The sequence below is a fragment of the Halobacillus litoralis genome (assembly GCF_009856445.1).
Classification (GTDB): domain Bacteria; phylum Bacillota; class Bacilli; order Bacillales; family Halobacillaceae; genus Halobacillus; species Halobacillus litoralis.
The window spans coordinates 444426-464108 of the sequence record NZ_WMFA01000002.1 but is presented as its reverse complement, the minus strand read 5'-3'; the positions used below and the strand labels follow the sequence as shown (position 1 = coordinate 464108).

At 46.1% G+C, this 19683-nt stretch carries 20 protein-coding genes and 1 riboswitch; of the genes, 8 read left to right on the top strand and 12 right to left on the bottom strand.

What is annotated here, in order from left to right; all coding sequences use genetic code 11:
- Positions 1 to 61 precede the first annotated feature (61 nt).
- Both GLW00_RS07585 and GLW00_RS07580 read right to left on the bottom strand, forming a co-directional pair.
- Positions 62 to 841, bottom strand: a complete 780-nt coding sequence (locus GLW00_RS07585) for an ABC transporter permease (RefSeq protein WP_115822165.1) — start codon at positions 839 to 841, stop codon at positions 62 to 64.
- Positions 831 to 1799: an ATP-binding cassette domain-containing protein gene (locus GLW00_RS07580; protein WP_160912762.1), complete on the bottom strand. Its 969-nt coding sequence runs from the start codon at positions 1797 to 1799 to the stop codon at positions 831 to 833. Before GLW00_RS07580 ends, GLW00_RS07585 begins: the two co-directional genes overlap by 11 nt.
- 380 nt (positions 1800 to 2179) lie before the next feature.
- On the opposite strand from GLW00_RS07580, the gene GLW00_RS07575 reads away from it, so the two are divergent.
- Complete coding sequence (locus GLW00_RS07575; protein WP_160912760.1) at positions 2180 to 2428, top strand: hypothetical protein; 249 nt, start codon at positions 2180 to 2182, stop codon at positions 2426 to 2428.
- Positions 2429 to 2440: 12 nt separating this feature from the next.
- On the opposite strand, the gene GLW00_RS07570 is transcribed toward GLW00_RS07575, so the two are convergent.
- The gene (locus GLW00_RS07570) at positions 2441 to 2788 is read right to left on the bottom strand and encodes a hypothetical protein (RefSeq protein ID WP_160912758.1); all 348 of its coding nucleotides are present in this window, start codon (positions 2786 to 2788) and stop codon (positions 2441 to 2443) included.
- Between the two features lie 147 nt (positions 2789 to 2935).
- On the opposite strand from GLW00_RS07570, the gene GLW00_RS07565 reads away from it, so the two are divergent.
- From GLW00_RS07565 to GLW00_RS07555, 3 genes are read left to right on the top strand one after another with little or no spacing between them, the layout of a single operon-like run.
- Positions 2936 to 3628 carry a hypothetical protein gene (locus GLW00_RS07565; RefSeq protein ID WP_160912756.1) on the top strand — a complete coding sequence of 231 codons (693 nt, stop codon included), beginning with the start codon at positions 2936 to 2938 and terminating at the stop codon, positions 3626 to 3628.
- 12 nt (positions 3629 to 3640) lie between these two features.
- Positions 3641 to 4381 carry an oxygen-insensitive NADPH nitroreductase gene (gene nfsA, locus GLW00_RS07560; protein WP_160912754.1) on the top strand — a complete coding sequence of 247 codons (741 nt, stop codon included), beginning with the start codon at positions 3641 to 3643 and terminating at the stop codon, positions 4379 to 4381.
- 15 nt (positions 4382 to 4396) lie between these two features.
- The gene (locus tag GLW00_RS07555; RefSeq protein ID WP_160912752.1) at positions 4397 to 5122 is read left to right on the top strand and encodes an NAD-dependent protein deacylase; all 726 of its coding nucleotides are present in this window, start codon (positions 4397 to 4399) and stop codon (positions 5120 to 5122) included.
- A gap of 78 nt (positions 5123 to 5200) precedes the next feature.
- Here the strand turns inward: GLW00_RS07555 and GLW00_RS07550 are convergent, their stop codons facing one another.
- Both GLW00_RS07550 and dacB read right to left on the bottom strand, forming a co-directional pair.
- Positions 5201 to 6412: a cation:proton antiporter gene (locus tag GLW00_RS07550; protein ID WP_160912750.1), complete on the bottom strand. Its 1212-nt coding sequence runs from the start codon at positions 6410 to 6412 to the stop codon at positions 5201 to 5203.
- A gap of 97 nt (positions 6413 to 6509) precedes the next feature.
- Positions 6510 to 8006 carry a D-alanyl-D-alanine carboxypeptidase/D-alanyl-D-alanine endopeptidase gene (dacB, locus tag GLW00_RS07545; protein WP_160912748.1) on the bottom strand — a complete coding sequence of 499 codons (1497 nt, stop codon included), beginning with the start codon at positions 8004 to 8006 and terminating at the stop codon, positions 6510 to 6512.
- A 280-nt stretch (positions 8007 to 8286) separates the two neighbouring features.
- On the opposite strand from dacB, the gene GLW00_RS07540 reads away from it, so the two are divergent.
- A complete protein-coding gene (locus GLW00_RS07540) occupies positions 8287 to 9021 on the top strand; it encodes a poly-gamma-glutamate hydrolase family protein (RefSeq protein ID WP_160912746.1) in 735 nt (244 codons plus the stop codon).
- Between the two features lie 83 nt (positions 9022 to 9104).
- Here the strand turns inward: GLW00_RS07540 and GLW00_RS07535 are convergent, their stop codons facing one another.
- Together GLW00_RS07535 and GLW00_RS07530 are read right to left on the bottom strand one after the other, a co-directional pair.
- Entirely contained in the window at positions 9105 to 9749 is a 645-nt protein-coding gene (locus tag GLW00_RS07535) for a hypothetical protein (RefSeq protein ID WP_160912744.1), read from the bottom strand.
- Positions 9750 to 10149: 400 nt separating this feature from the next.
- A complete protein-coding gene (locus GLW00_RS07530) occupies positions 10150 to 10599 on the bottom strand; it encodes a hypothetical protein (RefSeq protein WP_160912742.1) in 450 nt (149 codons plus the stop codon).
- 128 nt (positions 10600 to 10727) lie between these two features.
- On the opposite strand from GLW00_RS07530, the gene GLW00_RS07525 reads away from it, so the two are divergent.
- Complete coding sequence (locus GLW00_RS07525; protein WP_160912740.1) at positions 10728 to 11633, top strand: VanW family protein; 906 nt, start codon at positions 10728 to 10730, stop codon at positions 11631 to 11633.
- A gap of 72 nt (positions 11634 to 11705) precedes the next feature.
- Here the strand turns inward: GLW00_RS07525 and GLW00_RS07520 are convergent, their stop codons facing one another.
- Complete coding sequence (locus GLW00_RS07520; protein WP_160912738.1) at positions 11706 to 12287, bottom strand: DUF4256 domain-containing protein; 582 nt, start codon at positions 12285 to 12287, stop codon at positions 11706 to 11708.
- 254 nt (positions 12288 to 12541) lie between these two features.
- On the opposite strand from GLW00_RS07520, the gene GLW00_RS07515 reads away from it, so the two are divergent.
- Complete coding sequence (locus GLW00_RS07515; protein WP_160912736.1) at positions 12542 to 13210, top strand: peroxiredoxin; 669 nt, start codon at positions 12542 to 12544, stop codon at positions 13208 to 13210.
- Between the two features lie 77 nt (positions 13211 to 13287).
- Here GLW00_RS07515 and GLW00_RS07510 read toward each other — a convergent pair whose 3' ends face one another.
- The gene (locus tag GLW00_RS07510; RefSeq protein WP_160912734.1) at positions 13288 to 14580 is read right to left on the bottom strand and encodes an NCS2 family permease; all 1293 of its coding nucleotides are present in this window, start codon (positions 14578 to 14580) and stop codon (positions 13288 to 13290) included.
- A gap of 67 nt (positions 14581 to 14647) precedes the next feature.
- Positions 14648 to 14748: riboswitch (purine riboswitch) on the bottom strand.
- A 271-nt stretch (positions 14749 to 15019) separates the two neighbouring features.
- A complete protein-coding gene (locus GLW00_RS07505; protein WP_160912732.1) occupies positions 15020 to 15853 on the bottom strand; it encodes an STAS domain-containing protein in 834 nt (277 codons plus the stop codon).
- 321 nt (positions 15854 to 16174) lie between these two features.
- Between GLW00_RS07505 and fdhA the strand changes: the two genes are divergently transcribed.
- A complete protein-coding gene (gene fdhA, locus GLW00_RS07500; RefSeq protein ID WP_160912730.1) occupies positions 16175 to 17386 on the top strand; it encodes a formaldehyde dehydrogenase, glutathione-independent in 1212 nt (403 codons plus the stop codon).
- Between the two features lie 103 nt (positions 17387 to 17489).
- Here fdhA and GLW00_RS07495 read toward each other — a convergent pair whose 3' ends face one another.
- On the bottom strand, positions 17490 to 17948 hold the full coding sequence (locus GLW00_RS07495) for a DinB family protein (protein WP_160912728.1): 459 nt from the start codon (positions 17946 to 17948) through the stop codon (positions 17490 to 17492).
- A 193-nt stretch (positions 17949 to 18141) separates the two neighbouring features.
- Positions 18142 to 19674: a SagB/ThcOx family dehydrogenase gene (locus GLW00_RS07490; RefSeq protein ID WP_160912726.1), complete on the bottom strand. Its 1533-nt coding sequence runs from the start codon at positions 19672 to 19674 to the stop codon at positions 18142 to 18144.
- Positions 19675 to 19683 lie beyond the last annotated feature (9 nt).

Genomic DNA, 19683 nt, shown 5'->3' with positions numbered 1-19683 from the left:
ACATCACTCCTAACTTTTTAATTAGTTCTATTATATCAGAATTTTTTGCCAGTGATCAGATTTATCCACGGGAAACCGCTTTTTTCGCAGAAATGGCTGCAAAGGTAATCGTGATGGTGCACACAATGACGATCGCGAATACCCCCTGCATCAAGTCCCAGAACACCCAGCCATCAATAAGGGCCGTCCGCATACTTTCGAAAATGTAGGTGGTCGGGTTGATGGTGGCCGCGATTTTCAGCCATTGGGCTTCGATCAGTTCATACGGAACAAACGTCGTGCTTAGAAAAATAAGCGGGAAAAAGATGAACGTTCCGGCCTGAGCCGCCTGAGCATTCCCTGTACGAAGGGCAACTCCAGCTGAATATCCGGCGAATGCAAGCCCCCATCCGACCGCAATAAGCAGTACGAACAGGATGCCGCCAAAGCCTGTCACCACTTCTAATCCAAGCAGAAAGGCGATGCCTATAATAAGCAACGTCTGCACAACGAGCTGAAGCATCCCGGCAATAATTGGTCCAAGGACAATCGCCAGTCTTGAGGCAGGCGTCAGCAGCAGCCGTGAGAAAAAACCATTCTCAATGTCTTTCACAATGCTCTGCCCGGCCCCACCTGCTCCACCAATGGCAGCCGAAACGATAGATACAGGAAGAATGAATGCCAAATAATTCGCTCCTTCAAAAGTCGGGAGCTGGGAAATCCCGCTCAACCCACCTTCATAAACGAGGAGGAAAAAAGCAGAGATAATCAGGTTCGGGATAAAAGAAAACGGATTACGCAGCGTTGTTTTTATGTTTCTTACAGTCATGAGCCATGTGTCTTTCCATAAGTTATTGCCCATCTGCTCTCACTCCTTCCTTTTTCTCACTCGTAATTTTCAGGAAGATATCATCCAAGGTTGGTGATGAGAGCTGGATATCTTCGATTTCATAGCCTTCCTGGTCAAACAGGCGGACGACTTCAAGCAGCTGCTTCGTCCCTTCTTCCACGTAAATGAGCACCTTATTCTGACGACTGATCACGTCCACGTCCGCCATTTGCCCACGTAAGTACTCGACAGCCTCGGGTTGCTGGTTTTCATCTTTCAATGTAAGTGTGATCAGATCACTCCCGATTTGAGCTTTCAACTCTTTCGGAGTCCCCGTCGCAACAATTTCTCCATCATTAATGATGCTGATGCGGTGGGCAAGTGAATCGGCTTCCTCTAGATACTGGGTAGTAAGGAAAATGGTCGTGCCGACTTCTTCATTCAGTCGACGCAGTTCCTCCCAGATCGCCATTCGGTTGGAAGGGTCGAGACCTGTGGTCGGTTCATCCAGGAAAAGGATTTTCGGTTCATTGACGAGTGTCAGAGCGAGGTCAAGACGCCTGCGCATCCCACCTGAATAATTGCCAATTCTACGTTCTGCCGCTTCCGTCAACTGCACAATCTCCAACAGCTCCTGCGCCCTCTTCTTTCCGTCTTCTTTACGGAATCCGAAAATGTTCGCTTGAAGTTCAATCATTTCCCTGCCGGTCAGGTCAGGATCGACACCTGTTTCCTGCAGGGCTACCCCGATATAGCGCCTCACTTTCTCCGGGTCTTGAATGACGTCATGACCAGCCACTTCTGCTTTTCCAGAAGTTGCGTTGATGAGTGTGGTCAAAATTTGAACAGTTGTTGATTTGCCTGCACCGTTCGGTCCAAGAAATGCAAAGAATTCTCCTTCCTCCACTTCAAAGGAGACATCTTTTACCGCTTGGACATTTCCTTTTTTAAAAGTCTTGGTTAAATGTTCTACAACGATTTTTCCGTTCACTACAATCCCTCCAGTCACCATTTCTTACCTTAACTATATACATAAGTCCCACTATAATCACTTTTACAAACGAATATCAACACACACGCATACACGACTACATGTTCGAATGTTCCCTGTAGGGGTTTGACCCTGGAAAAATTTCATCCATTCGGAAGCAGAAAGGGAATCTTCGTGAATCCAGCCTTTTCAAAATTGACAGAATTTTAGGAATTTAGACTCATAGGTTTGAAACTGTTTCAAGCGGGGAATCTTTATTTTTACGTCGACAAGGAAAACCGCCAAAACTAGACGGTTTTCACGGTTGAAACAGTGTTTCAAAACGTGATAGAATCTTCAATAATAAGAATTTTCAGAATATATTTCAGGAGGTGAATACCATGGAACTCACTCAATTGTATCCCTGGTTGATGCCGGCCCTTTTGATCATCAGTATCGGTACGTTGTTTGCTTCATACTTAGCGTTTAGAGCAGAAAAATACATGATGTTAGTGGCGATCGGGATGGTACAGACGCTGGTTAGTACGATGCTCGCGACGAGTGTCGGGCCGCTTTTGTTTGGAATTGGGTTGACGCAATTTTATGTAGGAATCGTCAACATGAAAAAGGTGAAAGGCTATGAGACATGAGAAATCATCGTCTTATAGGTCTTTCACCTTTTTTTCTATATATAAACAAAGATCACCGAGGGTTATGAATTGGGCTAATTCTTCATAGGGAGGCAGCTCCTGATGAGTGTTCAGAGGGAGGTCCCAATGTTGAATGAGGGCGGCCAAGGCATCCAGGAATGCAGCCCGGTCATTATTAAAAATGGCGGCAAGTTGAATATTCGTCGTTAAATGCTCCAGCGGATGTTCGTAGGTTTCCTCGCTGTACAAGTGAACATAGTAAACAACGCTTCGATAAATCGCTACCGTTGTTCTCGGGTCTTGGACCTTCTTCTTTTCCTTCTTTGACTGAAAAGCTTTGAAGCTGTAGATTTCTCCCATTACCCCCACCTCATTCTTTTTCCTATGAGAATATATTTCTTTTCTTCGATCCCTTATTCCTTTAAGAATGCGGATAAATTTTTGTAAAAGTTTCATCCTCATGAGTGAGTGCCTGTTGTGGTATCCTGTAGAAAAGAGGTTTTTTAAGTGAGGGAATTGCCTATGATAGAGAAAAACGTGTGGTGGATCGTCTTCCTCCTCCTTTTGATGGTCGGATGCAGCTCGAATGCTGAAGCAGAAGACTCGTTGAATAATAAGCCATTTGAAGGAGACGCCCCCCTCATAGAAGAAGCAGAAGCTGAAAATAGCAGCGACAACATGCAGCTCACTCTCGATGGATCTTCCTACCCATTCACGGCCAAAGACTATCCCATTCTATCTCAATATGTACATAATTTTGATCAACCAGACCAAAAACTGCAAGAGCTTCCTTTTTCTAAAATAGCAGAGAATCAGTATTTGGTGGAGTTTGCCTGTCACGAACAGCGCTGCTCGCATTTGATGATTGATTTCGAACAGAAGCACTCCTTTTTAATGAGTGATTTGAGCAAACTTGTCTCAAGTCACGTTTCTCCTGACGAGCGGTATGTGGCTTACCTTTTCGAACGTACGTATGAGGAGCAGGCGAAGCATCAGCTTGTCGTGATGGATCGTGAGACACTTGAGCCGATTGATCTTGAAGCCGGAGAAGATCACCTCCTGCCGAAACCGAATCAGTATCAATACACTATTCATTCTGTTACTTTTATGGATGAAGAACAATTGCAAATCACCAGTAGCGATCCAATGGCCGGTTCTGAGACCGAGGATTCGGTTCAGACACATTGGATTTACAAATAGGAGGACTCGATGATGAATGAAACGATTGAAACATTATTAAATCACCGGTCGATTCGGAAATTCAAAGATACCCCGGTCACTGACGAGCAGCTGAGCACCATTTTATCAGCGGCCCAGCAAGCGTCTACTTCGAGCTATATGATGGCTTATACCATCATCGGGGTGACAGATGAAAAGAAAAAAGCCCAACTCGCTGAAATCACCGGTCAAGGATATGTGAAAGATAACGGCCATCTGATGATTTTCTGTGCCGATCTTTACCGGCATACTCTTAACGCTTCTTCAGAGCAGTATGAAGAGATGCTTACAAACCTTGAAAACAGTGAACATTTCCTCGTTTCTGCCATTGACGCAGCACTTGCTGCCCAGAACGCGGCCATTGCTGCGGAATCGATGGGGCTCGGGATTTGCTATATCGGAAGCATCCGAAACCAGCTCGATAAAGTCGATGAAATCCTTGGACTGCCTAAACACGTTCTTCCGCTTTTCGGCATGGTCCTTGGTGAACCTGATCACCAGCCTGACAAAAAGCCGCGGCTACCGAAAGAAGCGGTTTACTTTGAAAATGAATACAGGCGCGATCACAAAGATGAACTTGGAGCCTTTGATGAGAAAATCGCCGCCTACTATCAGTCGCGTCAGACGAACACAAGGAATGACTCCTGGACCGATCAAATGCTGCGACGGTTTACAAAACCGATGCGTATGGATGTGACCAGTATCGTCAAAAAGAAAGGCTTTAACAAACAGTAAGAGGAGCTTTCGTCTATGCATGAAACCATTGCTCTCCATATAAAATCTGCAGAACAGATCGCCGTTCTCACGGGTGCCGGGGTATCGACCGCAAGCGGTATCCCTGATTTCCGTTCAAGTGAAGGATTATGGACAGAAAATCATGATCGCGAGTTTTACATGTCCACGGATTACTTTTTCCATGATCCTGAAGACTTCTGGAAAAAATATAAAGCGATCTTCCGGATGAAACTGTTGAAAAACTACAAGCCGAACCTTGTCCATCACTTCATCAAGGAACTGGAAACTGATGAACGGGAAGTATCCGTCATTACGCAAAACGTCGATGGGCTTCATTCGCTCGCCGGCAGCTCCCGTGTCCTTGAATATCATGGGACATTGAACCGGTCGAGCTGTCCGGACTGCAGCCGCTCCTATTCTTTGGATGATATCATGAGAGAAGCTGTACCGGTATGCAAGGACTGCGGCACGGTTTTGAAACCGGATGTCCTTCTGTTTGGCGACATGATCACGGCTCATGATGAGGCTGAGGCGATCATCGAGAAAGCGGACCTTTTGCTCGTCATGGGCACATCGCTTTTCGTGACGCCATTCAACCTGCTGCCGTATCTTGCCTATGAACAGGAAAACACGACGACCGTGCTCATCAACAATGAACCAACAGAAAAGGACCGTCTTTTTGACTATGTCCTCCATGAAGATTTATCAAAAGCACTCTCAAAAATCAAAGAAAAAATGTAAAAAAAGCCTCCTTCGACGATTCGTCGAAGGAGGCTTTTTTCCATTATCTGTATGACCTGGTACACCAAAATTTGGATGCTAAGCAAGGCCGAGTTTTTTGATGACGGGTTTCAGGGTCAGTCCCTGGACGATCAATGAGAAAAGGACGACGGAGAAGGTGAGCAACAGCACTTGTTCGCGTCCGTCAAAATCCATAGGCAGACTTAAAGCGAGAGCGATGGAGAGACTCCCTCTCAAGCCACCCCAGTTGATGAGAATTCTTTCTTTCGAAGACAGTTCTTTGATCCATCCTGTCCCGATGTACACGGCGATGGTACGTCCCACCAGTACAATGGCAATCGCTCCCACGATATATCCCCAGTTGCCGGCAAGATCGATGTTCCGTATCTCAAGGCCGACCATCAGGAAGATCAAGGCATTCGCAAGCAAAGTGATACTGTCCCAGAAAGTATTCAAGTTTGTTTTCGTTTCTTCTGACATCCCAATCTTTGCGCCGTAATCGCCGAAGACGAATCCACCGACGACAACAGCGATGACCCCTGATGTATGGAAATGCTCAGCAATAAAATAACTTCCGAAAAACAGCAGAGCACTGAAGGCAACTTCCAACGGGTAATCATCAAAGACACGGATGACTTGAGAAAACACATAACCCAAGATCAGACCGATAACAGCACCACCGACCGCGAATTTCAAGAACATGTATACCCCGCTGCCGAGCCCCGCCCAGCCCATTTCAATGTAGGTGAGCAGGTAGATGCTGGCGATTTTGAAGAGTACGACGGCTATGCCATCATTGAATAGTGACTCGCCTTCCATAACCGTCGACATTTTTTGTTTCACTCCAAGAGACTTGAAAATGGAAAGCACGCTGATCGGATCGGTCGCACTCATCAGTGCAGCAAATGTAAAGGCGACCGCAAGGGGCAGGTCCAATAAGAAATAAGCCGCGGCCCCGATCGTGAGCGAGGATATGAACGTCCCCAAAAAGGCGAGTCCCATGACCGTTTTCTTTTGTGAAAATAGATGGTGAAAAGGAAGCTTCAGTGTCGCATCCCCAAGCAGGATCGGAAGAAACAGTGAAATGACGGTCGCTTGGAACACTTCCGATTGTGTAATATAGCTTTCCGCTTCCTCAATGAACGGGAGCTGCGTCAACCCGAGCACGAGGCCAACCAGAACAAGAGCGATCGAGTCCGGTTCTTTCAAAAGCTTGGCGATAGCGATAACGGTGACAGAGATGGCGAGTAACAGTAGAATTTGAATAAAAACATCATGAAATCCGTGCATGAGAAACCTCCCGGTAAGAAATGAGCTACAGTTAGTCTTTCCCTTCTTAACCGGCCCTTACCCATAAAAAACGGGCGTAAGGAATGCCGGCGCTTTGTTATTCTTTCACTGACAGCACATGCTCCGAAAGGATGATTGCTAATTGGTCTTCGATCTCGTCCACATCTTCCGCCAAGAAATGATTGAACACCATCGCAAAAATCAAAGGCTCCCCATCCTTTGTAGTGACATACCCGGAAAGGGAAGAAACACCTGTCAACGTCCCTGTTTTCGCACGGACATTCCCTTCCGCCCCGGTTTCCTGCATTCTCTCACGCAAGGTGCCTCCTTCAAATCTCTCTTCATTCCCGGCCACAGGCAGCGAATGTCGGAATACAGAGAACCACTCTCTTTGTTGAACCTGGAAGAGCAGCTGGGAGATTTCATGCGCGGGAATGAAATTGGTCGCAGACATTCCTGATCCATCATTCAGCTGTACGGTATCCATGTTCACCCCTAAACGACGCATTTCCGCTTCAACCACATCCAGTCCCTTTTCCCAACTCCCTTCACCATGGACGACTCTGCCCATTTCCTTCACTAATACTTCCGCATGACCGTTGTTGCTCAATTTCATGAACGGAATAAACAACTCTTTTAGAGGCATGGACGCATGCTCATACAAGCGCGTGGCGTGTTCAGGCGTTTCTGCTATTTTAGTGGAAGAACCCTTTACCCGTATGCCTTCTTTCACTAACGATTGATGAAAAAGTTCATCCACGAGCCCTGTCGGTTCAAAAACGGCAATCCAGGAATTAGAAACAGGATCATCGATGTCCATCGCTCCCTCAATGATGATGGTGTTGGTCCCGTGATCTCTCTCAATCATTAATTCCTCTTCTGTTTCTGTCTTTCCGGTCGTTGTCCTGTTCACGATCTTTACATATTCATTATCCGGGGTGACTTTGACGTTCGCCGGCTGTCCTTCTTTGTTTGCAGGGGAGACGGTGATCAACACGGTCCCTGCATCATAATCATCATCCGGGGACACAGTCAGAGCAGACACCTGAGCCGCGTAGTATTCACTTTCCTCTGACCATTGAATGCCATCAGATAAACGGATGTTGTCATACCACGTATCATCCACCAGAACGTCTCCTGTAATTTCCCGGACTCCCTTTTCCTGCAAAAAAGAAACCATAGCCCTCAAGTCTTTCTCCAATAGGGTCGGATCCCCTTTTCCTTTCAAGTACAGGTTTCCATTCAACCGGCCATCCTCGATTTCCCCATCCGTCCACAATTCTGTAGTAAACGTGTACGCAGGTCCGAGCGTTTCCAAGGCGGCAGCTCCTGTAAACAATTTTGTATTCGAGGCGGGCGTCAGACGCAAATGCGCGTTTTTCTCATAAACCACCTCGCCTGACTCGGCATGGCGAATGCTCACTCCAGCCACCGCCCCATGAAGAACTTCATTCTCTAACACATGATCGATTTTTTCTTTCAATGTCGTCTCCCCTTCCGAGACCTCCTTTTCCTGTTCCGCTGAATGGAAAAACAACATCATAAGAACGGTAAGAAAAGGAATGACCAGCTGCATTCTCTTTGATGTAGACATCTTTATGTACAGGCCTCCTAAAAATCTTGACTACATTCATAGTAGCAGAGCAGTAAGAATTTGTAACTTTCTCTCCTCTTCTATCGTGCCACATGCTCCATGCGTTTATGATGCTTTCCCTAACAAGCAGATCTAGCCAGGCCTTTGTTTGACCCGTAACCTGTCTGTCTTACTTACCCACCCAATAAAATTCCCCTTCATTTCCTTTCTTTATGAAGCATATTGTTATCCATATGCCTTCATCATTGATAGAGTACCTTTAGAAGGAAGAGGTGTAGAGATGAAGCTGAAACTCGCCCTGGCCGTGGCTGTTTCGATTGCAGCGGTGCTATGGTTCTTAAATGAGGGAAAAGAAGAGAAATCAAAAATGACGGAAGACGACTGTTCCGGGGATCGGTTCTGTTCATTTGAAGAATTGAAGGAAGTCTATAATGAAGGGGAAGACTGGGGCATTGCCACGAGTTCCTTAGGTAATCAACAATGGCTGGTCAGCGCCATCCACGGCGGTGGGATTGAAGAAACGACCTCTTCCCTTGCCGAGGCGATTGCCGGAGATGATTATCCCTATTACGCATTCAAAGGAAGGTTAGCGTCTCATAATTTCAGGAACTTACATATTACTTCCACAAACTTTGATGAACCCCGAGCACTGGAAATGGTTGGGAAGGCCGATTATCACATTTCCATTCATGGGGCAGGTGGTGATGAACCCATGACTCTCATCGGTGGCCGGGATCAAAAGTTGATGAAAATCGTAGAGCGTCATTTAGAGGAAAAGGGTTTTTCCGTTGAAATAGCTCCTGAACACCTGGACGGTGACCACCCCGACAACTACGTCAACAAGACCAGGACAGAGAAAGGCGTACAGCTTGAGATAACGCGTGCGCAAAGGAAGGCGTTTTATAAGGACGGAGATATCAGTTACTCCTCAAGGAAAGAAACATCTAATGAGACGGAAGACTTTAAAGCCTATGTTGAAGCCATTCAGGAAGCGATGGAAGAATACCAGGAATAACAACCGCCACATACAAACGCTCCACCATCACGTGGAGCGTTTCTTTGCTTATAGCCTATGCTCTTTGCTGAAAGCCCTTCACTTCAACCTTCCTTCCAGTCTAACTCTCCATTTTCGATCACTTGCAATAGCCTATTCCCGCCTTCTATTTCATACTCACCGCCCACATCCTCACCGTCGATATTCCCCAAAATACGAATAGCCTCTTGTCCGACAATGATCTGAACCTCGTCTTCATAAGAATCCCCCTGAATCCAAATGGAATAGAGGTGTTGGGAGAGACCTTCATCTGTGGTCACCAGTGTCATAGTCGAGGGCTTTTGTAAAATTCTCTTCCTCTCATCTGGGTTTTCCAACGTGACGGATTTGAACGGCCGCCCCCTTTCACTATAGATCTTCATTTCCGAAATGACTTCTGCTGAGATTATTTCATCCGGGAGCGCTGCACCAAATGATGTCGTCGTCGGCTTGTTTACAAAATAAAATAAAACAGGAACCGCAAGAACAAAAACCAGCACGATTCCTGTCACCCCTTTTGCTTTTTTCCTGAAGAGCAAGGATAAAAAAGTTAAAAGAGCCGCTCCTATCAAGCTAATCAATAGAAAGATATTCCCTACTTCCACATCATCTTTGAAATACATCCCTGACAAACCAACACCCATCAGTGTCACCACTATCAAAATCGGAAGCACGATGAGCAATGCTTTGCGCAAACGTTCGTCGACCAAAAAAAGAATCCTCCCTTCTTTCATCCGCTGAGATGAAGACCATGGGCTGCTCTCCAATTCCTTCGTAACAAATCACTACTGGAAAATTAAACGAGAAGCTTCAGAAAAGCCCCTCTGATTGGAAAGCACGATGAGGGCCAAATCATTGAAGGAATGCTCCCTGGATGTTCCTTCGCTTATTTTTTCATCTTTTTAAATCCACCGATAGCAATGAAAATGATAAAGAACAAAATGATCCACGAGCCAATCCCCATCTTTTTCTCCCTCCCCCAAGTATTCATTGACTTTTTTTACGTTCAAGGAGCTCGAAAGGTTTCAACTTCTTGCCCATTCCCTGATAGAACAGTAGTGCCTATGTAAAGGTTGAATGACTGGGGGGACCACTTTCGTCTGACGATGACTAATAGAGGGTACCCTCCAAAATTTCTTGAATATCGCGCAAGTGGCGGATCAGTGATAATCCTGATACAAAAACATAAAAACCACTGAGAACAAGCACTTTCTTCAATGATTGACCTTTCCGGACCTCCATCCCGAGCCAGAAAACCGCTACCATGATCGAAGTGAAAAAGAGATGGTACTCCATAGGTTGTCTCTCAATGCGATCGACCAGCGCTTTCGCTTTCCATTCATCCTCTTCAGGCGCTTGATAGGTGATCCTCTCTTCTGCAATGCCCCACGTATTCAAAGACTTTACCACGACCGTATTGTCATGGTTTTTCACGACTTCATAACCGAGCGGAGAATACCCGAGCGGATAAGCGAGAATATAGGAAAAGAAAAAGGCAGCCATCAAAAATGCAATGTAAAGGAGAATTCGTCTGACTTTATTCAGTAACTCTTCACTCAAGGTCATCCCTCCTTTTCTTCCTTTCCATACGATTGAAAGAAATAATCGTTTCATACACTCACACAAAGATACAATTTTCACATGTTTCTTCTCGCTCCTACTCATACTAACTTCAGGAGGAATCAGGAATGAAAATTGCCATCTTATCCCTTTGCTTATTCATCACTGCACCGTTCATTCAGGAAGAGCATCTAACCATCACGCACGACGGGAAAAAATTGATGACCGTGAATCGAAAAGAATTCCAGGATGAGATGTTGGGAAAGCCTTTTGTCAATCAGGAAAAAACCGCGCAGTTGATCGGACAATTGGAAGATAAAATCAACCGTGAGCCCGTTCCTGCGAAGATCGGACAAGCGGATGAAATCATCCCGGGCAAACCTGGATCCAAAGTGGATGTGCGTACATTTACCGAAGAGTTGCACCGCTACCTGCACGCAACCGGGCCATCTTCGATCCACGTACCTACACTACCTGCTCATCCAAGAGTCGATAGTGAACTGCTCGCAACAATACGCACAAAACAGATCGGCCAGTATGTGACCTATTTCAATAAAAATAATCAAGAACGCTCCCACAATATCCGACTGGCTGCAGAGGCCCTGGACAGTCATGTCGTCTTTCCTGGCGAGGTTTTTTCCTTCAATAAAGTGGTAGGAAAAAGGACGGTGGAAAAGGGATATAAGAAAGCACCGGTCATCGTCAAAGGAGAAGTGTCGGAAGGCATCGGAGGAGGCATCTGTCAATTATCTTCCACTCTGTTTAACTCCGTAGACAAAGCGGGCGTGAAGATCATGGAACGCTATTCACACAGCAAGCGCGTCCCTTATGTTCCGGAAGGGCGAGATGCGACGGTGAGCTGGTATGGTCCGGATTTCACATTTAAAAACCCTTATAATCAGCCAATATTGATCCGGTCTAAGGTGTATGGAGGACAGATGATTGTCAAAGTGTATTCTTCTGATGTGATCAATATTGAACCGAATGACGTGCCTGATGCGAGCAAGCAGCTTCCGGAAGAGATGTATCAATAACGGAAACCCCCTATCGAAAAAGCCAACCCCTCCTTTATATCAGCGGAGGGGCTGGCTTTTTTCAATAAACAATTAGACAAGCAATGAACCCCGGAAGCCTCTCGCCTTATAGTAGGACTCTGCTCCGTTGTGGTACAAAAAGACATGATCGTAGCGGCGATCGCAGAAAAGCGCCCCGCCAAGTTCTCTGACCTTCTCAGGCGTGGAGACCCAGCTCGAGGTTTTTAAATCGAATTCCCCGAGTTCCTGCAGCGTTCGGTACTGTTCTTCGGTCAATAGGTCGATGCCCATCGACGTAGCGAGATCCATCGCGCTGGTTTCAGGTTTATATTTCTTGCGGGATTCCAAGGCGGCACGATCGTAACACACACTTCTCCGGCCTTTCGGACTTTCCTTGGAACAATCATAAAAAATATAAGCGTCTTTTTCTTGATCGTAACCGACGACGTCCGGTTCGCCGCCGGTTCTTTCCATTTCGTTAAGGGACCAAAGTTTCCCTGGTTGTTCCTCAAGTTTAGCCATGACTTCCGACCATTTCATCCCCTCATGTCGTCCCTCATTCTCTTCAAAGCGTGCTTGTAAAACGTTGAGCAACGCTTCCTTCTCTTCAAGCGGTAACACCTCTTTATTCCGAGTCTCCGTTTCCTTTGTCATGATGGTTCCTCCCTTTTTTCAATCAGATATGGTATGTATCTTTTATCTTACTATAAAATAACAATCGCTTCTTCCTTCATGTTATACACCGGAAGAATCCCTGAGGAAGTCATCACCCCAGCTTTTAAATCCATACCAAGTCAAACGAGCCATTCACTGAATTTACATATTTTACCCAACATACCCGTTTTGGTATATGAGAAATCGGTTATGAAACTACTGTGTACTTAAAAATCGCTAAAAGGAGTGTTGGTATGGAACAAGAAAATCAGGTACAGGAACAAACCTACAGTTTACCTAGAATCGGTGAAAAAGCACCAGCCTTCACCGCACAAACGACCCACGGGGAAATCTCATTGAACGACTATGAAGGAAAATGGGTGGTTCTCTTCTCCCACCCTTCTGATTTCACACCCGTGTGTACAACCGAGTTCGTGGGCTTCCAGGGTGTTTATGATCAACTGCGCGAGCTGGATACGGAATTGATCGGCTTGAGTGTCGACAGTGTGACCTCACACATTGCCTGGATCCGGAACATTGAAGAAAATTTCCAAACGACCATTGATTTCCCCGTCATTGCTGATTTGGATAAGCAGGTCGCGACAAAGTTCGGGATGATTATGCCGGAAAGCAACGGAACAGAAACCTCAAGAGCTGTCTTTGTCATCGATGATAAAGGGACCGTCCGTTCTGTCATCTATTATCCACTCACAACAGGACGGAACATGGGAGAGATCGTACGCCTTGTCGAAGCACTGAAAACGACGGATGAACACGGCGTATCCACCCCGGCTGATTGGAAAAAAGGAGAAAAAGTCATTGCCTCTCCTCCAAAAACGACGGAAGACGCCAAAGCACGGATGGATAACCCTGATTATGATTGTGTCGACTGGTACTTCTGTAAAAAGGACCTGAACTCCTAATCGAGGGATGAAACAAAAAAGATCTGTCTCGCGCTTCATCAAAGCGCGAGACAGATCTTTTTTCATAGATAGGAGAATTATAAAAATACAAAGTACATAATAAAGAGTCCGCCAAGCGTGTACATAATCGGGTGTACCTGTTTCCAGTCCCGTTTCGCAATCATAGCGAATGGATAAAGAATAAAACCAAGTGCAATACCTGTAGCGACACTGAACGTGAGCGGCATCATGATGATCGTAACGAACGCCGGCACAACGATTTCAAATCGGCTCCAGTCGATTTCTTTCACTTCTGTCGCCATGAGTGCACCGACGATGATGAGTGCAGGTGCTGTCACTTCGGGTGTGATGACACCAAGGATAGGTGAAAAGAACAACGCAATGAAGAAACAGATGGAAATGACGACACTCGTAAACCCTGTACGGCCGCCAACAGCAACTCCCGCGGACGATTCAACGAAGGAAGCGGTCGTCGACGTCCCGAAGATCGCTCCTGCCACTCCGGACGTAGAGTCAGCCAATAGCGCACGGCCAGCGTTTGGAATTTTGTTGTCTTTCATAATTCCTGCCTGACTGGCTACCGCAATCAGAGCTCCTGCCGTATCAAAGAATGCAACAAATAAGAAGGTGAAAATAACGGCTAAGACTTCCGGTCTGAAGATATCCCCCAGATGCTGAAAAACAACGCCGAAAGTTGGCTCAAGGCTTGGGATATTCCCGACAACCGATTGAGGCACATCCACCAGGCCAACAATCATACCGATGATGCTGGTGATGACAATTCCGTAAAAAATGCCCCCGCGGATCCCACGGACAAGCATCATCAGCGTAACGATAAAGCCGAACGCAGCAAGAGCCGTCGTTGGAGAAGTCAGTTGTCCGATGGATACGAATGTCTCTTCGTTCCCAACGACGATGCCGGCATTTTTCAAGCCAATGAACGCGATGAAAAAGCCGATGCCTCCCGCTATCGCATGTTTTAAATCTTTCGGAATCACATTGATGATTTTTTCCCGGATCTTCAGAAGACTTAGAATCATAAAGATAATACCCGCAATAAAGACACCGGTTAAAGCGACCTGCCACTCAATCCCCATTCCAATCACGACCGAAAAGGTGAAGAAAGAGTTCAACCCCATACTCGGCGCAATCCCTACAGGGAAGTTGGCAAGGAGTCCAATCAACAGCGAGCCGACAATCGCGGATAAAGCGGTCGCTGTGAAAAGCGCCCCCTTGTCCATCCCTGCCTGACTTAAGATGATCGGATTGACGACTAGTATATAAGCCATGGAAAGAAACGTCGTTACTCCTGCGAGTGTTTCTTTTTGAAAGTTCGTTTCACGTTCTTTGAATTGAAAAAAGTTTCTCATGATGTTCCCTCCTATAAAACGAAAAAAGCACCGGCCATCTACCGGTGCTTATACCTAAGGAAAGGAACATAGACGTTCCCTCCCTTGTAGACGAGCCATTTCCGGTAGCTGGTAGAAACGTCCAGGCCATATTCCTGAACTTATACAAGGTGCTGTATTTGTATGAAATGATAGGGAGAATCATAACAATCGAAACGGGTGAGGTCAATGAATATAATTAATGTTCGGGAATTCACTTTTTTCTGATTTGTGCCATAATTTCTTTATCTTCCACGTTGCAGGTACGAGCAGGAAATCTACGTTCGTCCATTTGTTTCGATTCAACGTTCATAGATTGATTACGGATGAAAGACTTAAGTAGGAGGGCCAAACATCACCCCTAAAAGGAGAGGGAACGTAGAAAATCTCCCTCTCCTTTTTCATTCTTAACGATCTCCGTTTACTTCTTTCCTTGAATAAAATATACACTTAACGCTTGCTGTAAAGTAGCCAGGGTCTTCGTTTGCTTATGGAAGTTTACACCCGTATTTGTAATCTCTCTTACCGTTTCCTTCCTCAGCCCCGTGATGACCGTTTTACATCCCATCATCGCTATACCATCAATGATTTTCATTAATTCAACCGTACTTTCTTTATCCATGGATGCGATGCCGGACAAATCAATGATCAATGTCTCAATCCTCAATTCAGATACTCTGACTAACACTTGATCTTTCAGAATTTCTATACGGTTGGTATCCATCGCCCCTATGAGTGGAAGTACACAGATCGAGGAATCGATGGGAATGATCGGAACAGAAAGGTTCTTCACCAATTCTTGTTGAGCGGTAAGGAGAGAATCTTTGTATGTAGAATAATTAATGAAGAACGAATTTAAGAATTCATCGAGGCGGTTATTGATGGCATGTTCCATTTGAAAAAAATCACAGACTTGCTTATTTTCATTCATCTCATAAAATTTTTCAATCATGATCCACAGTGTTCTCCGGATGGCCTGCACCCATTCCAATTTGAATGAAAGGTCAATAGCATGTGTCGCCCAGGCAATTCCTTCTTTTTTGGCAAATTCCCTCAAGGCTACATCTTCCCCATCAATCATATAAAAAACGAGGTGATGGGCATTGTTCACAAGGTCGATGTTCCCTACAGTAAGAATATCATCAATCTTGTCTTTAACATTCACGGCTTCGTTTAATAGAATTTGTTCAAAAATTTGATTGTTTTTCTCGAAAAACCCTTTCAATTGATTGGAGTAATCATAAGTGACTTCCATGCTTTCACCCTTCCTCAAGTTGTAGTTTTTCCCCTTATATTTGGGAATTACTTTTTCATCTCCAATAAGCGACGGTAGATAAGAAAGAAAATTCCTTATTTTCTAATAATATTTTATCATTTCTTATTTTCGTTTGAGAAGTGAAATAGGTATCTCGTCCGTGACTTCTAGGACAAGAAAGGGGACAGCGAGGAAGGAATTTCCATAATTGTGTTTTTCATGCCAAATTAAGGGAATATCCTAACCATTGTCTCAATCACTCATAGTTTAGGTATCGTGACCTTATCGTTTGGTTTTGAATTTCCCTTGAGGAGGAGAAAAATGACAAATAACCGAGCTGTAGCGTACACAGGAAATGGTGGAGTGACGGTAAAAGAGATTGATTTTCCAGAATTGGTCCTGAGAGACGGGCCAGGTGTAAACCCGCAGAATGTCGGGAGGAAATGTGAACACGGGGTCATTTTGAAGGTCGTATCGACGAATATCTGCGGCAGTGACCAGCATATGGTACGCGGAAGAACGACAGCTCCAGAAGGTCTTGTTCTCGGCCATGAGATTACAGGCGAAGTCATTGAAACCGGAAGGGATGTTGAATTTGTCAAAAAAGGGGACCTTGTTTCTGTTCCTTTCAACATTGCCTGCGGACGCTGCCGGAACTGTATCGAAGGAAAAACCCACATCTGCCTGAACGTTAATCCCGACAGACCGGGTTCAGCTTATGGTTATGTGGATATGGGAGGCTGGGTCGGCGGTCAGGCCGAATATGTGATGGTTCCTTATGCTGACTTTCAGGTGCTCAAATTTCCAGACAAAGACGAAGCGATGGAGAAGATGCTCGATCTTACCATGCTGTCGGACATCTTCCCTACCGGATTTCACGGTGCCTACACAGCCGGAGTGAAAATGGGATCGACCGTTTACATTGCAGGAGCCGGCCCCGTAGGCCTTGCCGCTGCCCACTCCGCCCAATTGCTCGGTGCGTCTGCCGTCATTGTAGGGGATTTGATCGAAGAACGGTTGGCCCAGGCCCGCAGCTTTGGCTGTGAAACAATCAACATCAGCGAGCATGATGATCTTACAGAACAGATTGACCAGATCCTGGGTGTTCCTGAGGTGGATGCGGCGGTCGACTGTGTCGGTTTCGAAGCCCATGGACATAATCACCAGGAGGCTCCTGCTGCTGTCCTGAATGACATCATGGACGCAACAAAAGCTGGCGGAGGCTTAGGGATTCCCGGTCTTTACGTAACCGAAGACCCCGGCGCTTCCGATGAGGATGCAAGGCGCGGGTCACTGAAACTGGACTTTGGTCTTGGATGGGCAAAGGCTCAATCGTTCGCGACTGGGCAGACACCCGTTATGCAGTATCACCGCGGCTTGATGATGTCGATTTTAAAAGGAAAAGCCAACATCGCACACGCCGTTAACGCAACCGTGATTGGTTTAGAAGACGCTCCCCGTGGTTATGAAGAGTTTGATAGCGGAGCAGCGAAAAAGTTTGTCCTCGATCCCCATAACTTAATCCGGAGTTAAAGAAATAGCGTCTTCATCCTCTAAGGATGGAGGCGTTTTTGTGTGCGGTCGGGAAATTTAAAAAAAGCTGACCAGTACCTCCAGTCAGCTTTCTTCGTTTCATTTACTTAGCTGCCTTGTCTTTCAAGGCTTTCACTGTACCAGTGTGCACACCTTCATGATAGATCGTGAAGTTAAGGATTTCACCAACGGTTGGCAGAGATAGGAAAGGTTGAGCTGCTTCGTCATCGAGCTGTCCACTCAGTACTTCCTTCAGTTTCAACGGCTGCTCTTCAAGCTCTTGCTTCAGCTCATCTAGCGACGGGATGTCCCCCTCCCAGTCGGCTGGCTTTGTTCCTGGTGCGAACAACTCTATGTAGCGGGATGGAGTTGCGACCGGTTTGCCTCCGAATTTCGCAAGGAGTGAGTTTTGCACAACGTATATGTGGCCGATATTCCAGCGGATGGTGTTTCTGAATCCTTCCGGCTGCTCGTCTGCCTGTGCTTCTGTGACACTTTCCAGTTGTTTTAATGTGGCTTGTCTTACAAGACTAATCTGTTTAAACAGCTGTTCTTCGTTCATATGAATCTCTCCCTTCTTCTCTATTATTCTAGCTTTCTCTGCATTTGTACACAACTCCCCTGCTCGTTGCCCAGGCCACTCTCATCCGGCTGCATACCATCGACTTACGTTTTATTACAAAAAAACGAGGGGGAAATCTCCTGTGCATATATACAGTAGATTTCCCCTCCGTTAAAAGTGCCTGAGCTATAAATTAAGTGTGCAGATACCCAACGAGCGAGCTTTTCGGTTGGTAACAGCCCATTGGGATTTGAATAAGTGTCGTTTCTCCCGTTTTCTTCAACAGATAAAGATCATCACATGCCTTCCCGTCATACCCCAGCAGCGGATGACCATTCATACCGAGGGCACTGGCTGTCAACAACAACCGTTGCAGAAGTATGCCCGCTTCCATCTGCTGAATCCGGTAACCCCTGTACCCGAGCTCTTCTTTATAGTGCGTCCGTTCACCGATGATATGAAGACAGATCGGTACTTGATGGAGATTGACGTTATCGACCTTCATCGCCTTCTGTAGCGGGAGACGGAAGTCCCCTTGACGGATCTCAAGCAATGAGTGCGAGTCAGCATCATAGCAGTAGGCGCCGTCAGACAATCCTTCGACACCATGAAAACATCCATAGATCGTCAGGGCGCTTCGACCGTCTTTTTCATAAAGGTCTGTACCGGACGGTTGCATCGTCTCTTTCAACAGCAAAGCGAGCTGCTTTAAAGAAATGGGGCGGTTTATAAAATTCAATTCTGGCGAATGCCTCTTCCGGCACGCCTCAGCAAGGTCATAGACCAATGGTTCACCGTCCGGCAGCGGGTGGGCCGGCCCCATTTTCACATGAGCCTCTTTGGGTTTGATTTCCCCGAACTGTGCGGGTGAGTCAAACATGGCCTGTTGATTGATTTTTTTAATGTACGGGAAACCGAGAACGTTTATGGAACGTTGATAGTGACTGGTTTCGACTTCCGGGATGTCTCTGTTCCATGATGAGCCAGCCAGGTTTTCCAGTTGATCCTGCAGACTTTCTGCAAACGGCACAACGGCGTATGTGCTCTCCTCTTCGTCATTCAATCCAAGCAAATGATTGATGGGTCGGTCGAGGAATTGAAAATATATCCTTGTATAAAGGGAAGCACGTGAACTTACTTTCTGCCATTGACCGAGGAGCGCTCCTGCATCCAGCCCCTGAAGACGATAGGCGAAGTGATTGTATTTGAAAAAGTTTTTCCAAAACATCGTCGTCACGAAAAGCACTCCCTGCGCTTCAGACACATCACAGCGATTTCCAAGTGCTCCCGTTAGAAAAGTATCGAAATTCCCCTCCCGGATCAGATGCAGACGGTGGTGAGCCGCATCATAATGGTAGATCCCGTCTGGAACACCTTCCATTTTTAAATAGATATACAATTCACTTGGATACAATCCTCCACCCGAAGGGACGTAGCGGCGGAACGTATGGATGGTTTCTTCACCGGGCCCGTCTGGCAGCGGCATGGTTGTTTCACTGTATCCTGTCTGTCCGTAAACATACCAGAGTAAATGACTGAGCTTCTTAAGTCCAGTTGTTGTATCCTCGTTTAACGAATGCGGAATATCACAGTCGAGCAGGATTTCGTGTAGAGACTGATAGAGTTTATAAGGAAGTGGAGCGTCCTCCCATGCGACTTTCCAATCCGCCGGAATGACCCGTTCACTTTGGAATTGCAGGTGATATAAGAAACGGTCAAGATCCATTTCACGCCT

What these genes read in the sequence shown, in the direction of transcription:
- GLW00_RS07585 (WP_115822165.1), bottom strand. Translation starts at nt 841, where the DNA reads ATGGGCAATAACTTATGGAAAGACACATGGCTCATGACTGTAAGAAAC.
- GLW00_RS07575 (WP_160912760.1), top strand. Translation starts at nt 2,180, where the DNA reads ATGGAACTCACTCAATTGTATCCCTGGTTGATGCCGGCCCTTTTGATC.
- GLW00_RS07570 (WP_160912758.1), bottom strand. Translation starts at nt 2,788, where the DNA reads ATGGGAGAAATCTACAGCTTCAAAGCTTTTCAGTCAAAGAAGGAAAAG.
- nfsA (WP_160912754.1), top strand. Translation starts at nt 3,641, where the DNA reads ATGAATGAAACGATTGAAACATTATTAAATCACCGGTCGATTCGGAAA.
- GLW00_RS07555 (WP_160912752.1), top strand. Translation starts at nt 4,397, where the DNA reads ATGCATGAAACCATTGCTCTCCATATAAAATCTGCAGAACAGATCGCC.
- GLW00_RS07550 (WP_160912750.1), bottom strand. Translation starts at nt 6,412, where the DNA reads ATGCACGGATTTCATGATGTTTTTATTCAAATTCTACTGTTACTCGCC.
- dacB (WP_160912748.1), bottom strand. Translation starts at nt 8,006, where the DNA reads ATGTCTACATCAAAGAGAATGCAGCTGGTCATTCCTTTTCTTACCGTT.
- GLW00_RS07540 (WP_160912746.1), top strand. Translation starts at nt 8,287, where the DNA reads ATGAAGCTGAAACTCGCCCTGGCCGTGGCTGTTTCGATTGCAGCGGTG.
- GLW00_RS07525 (WP_160912740.1), top strand. Translation starts at nt 10,728, where the DNA reads ATGAAAATTGCCATCTTATCCCTTTGCTTATTCATCACTGCACCGTTC.
- GLW00_RS07520 (WP_160912738.1), bottom strand. Translation starts at nt 12,287, where the DNA reads ATGACAAAGGAAACGGAGACTCGGAATAAAGAGGTGTTACCGCTTGAA.
- GLW00_RS07515 (WP_160912736.1), top strand. Translation starts at nt 12,542, where the DNA reads ATGGAACAAGAAAATCAGGTACAGGAACAAACCTACAGTTTACCTAGA.
- GLW00_RS07510 (WP_160912734.1), bottom strand. Translation starts at nt 14,580, where the DNA reads ATGAGAAACTTTTTTCAATTCAAAGAACGTGAAACGAACTTTCAAAAA.
- GLW00_RS07505 (WP_160912732.1), bottom strand. Translation starts at nt 15,853, where the DNA reads ATGGAAGTCACTTATGATTACTCCAATCAATTGAAAGGGTTTTTCGAG.
- fdhA (WP_160912730.1), top strand. Translation starts at nt 16,175, where the DNA reads ATGACAAATAACCGAGCTGTAGCGTACACAGGAAATGGTGGAGTGACG.
- GLW00_RS07495 (WP_160912728.1), bottom strand. Translation starts at nt 17,948, where the DNA reads ATGAACGAAGAACAGCTGTTTAAACAGATTAGTCTTGTAAGACAAGCC.
- GLW00_RS07490 (WP_160912726.1), bottom strand. Translation starts at nt 19,674, where the DNA reads ATGGATCTTGACCGTTTCTTATATCACCTGCAATTCCAAAGTGAACGG.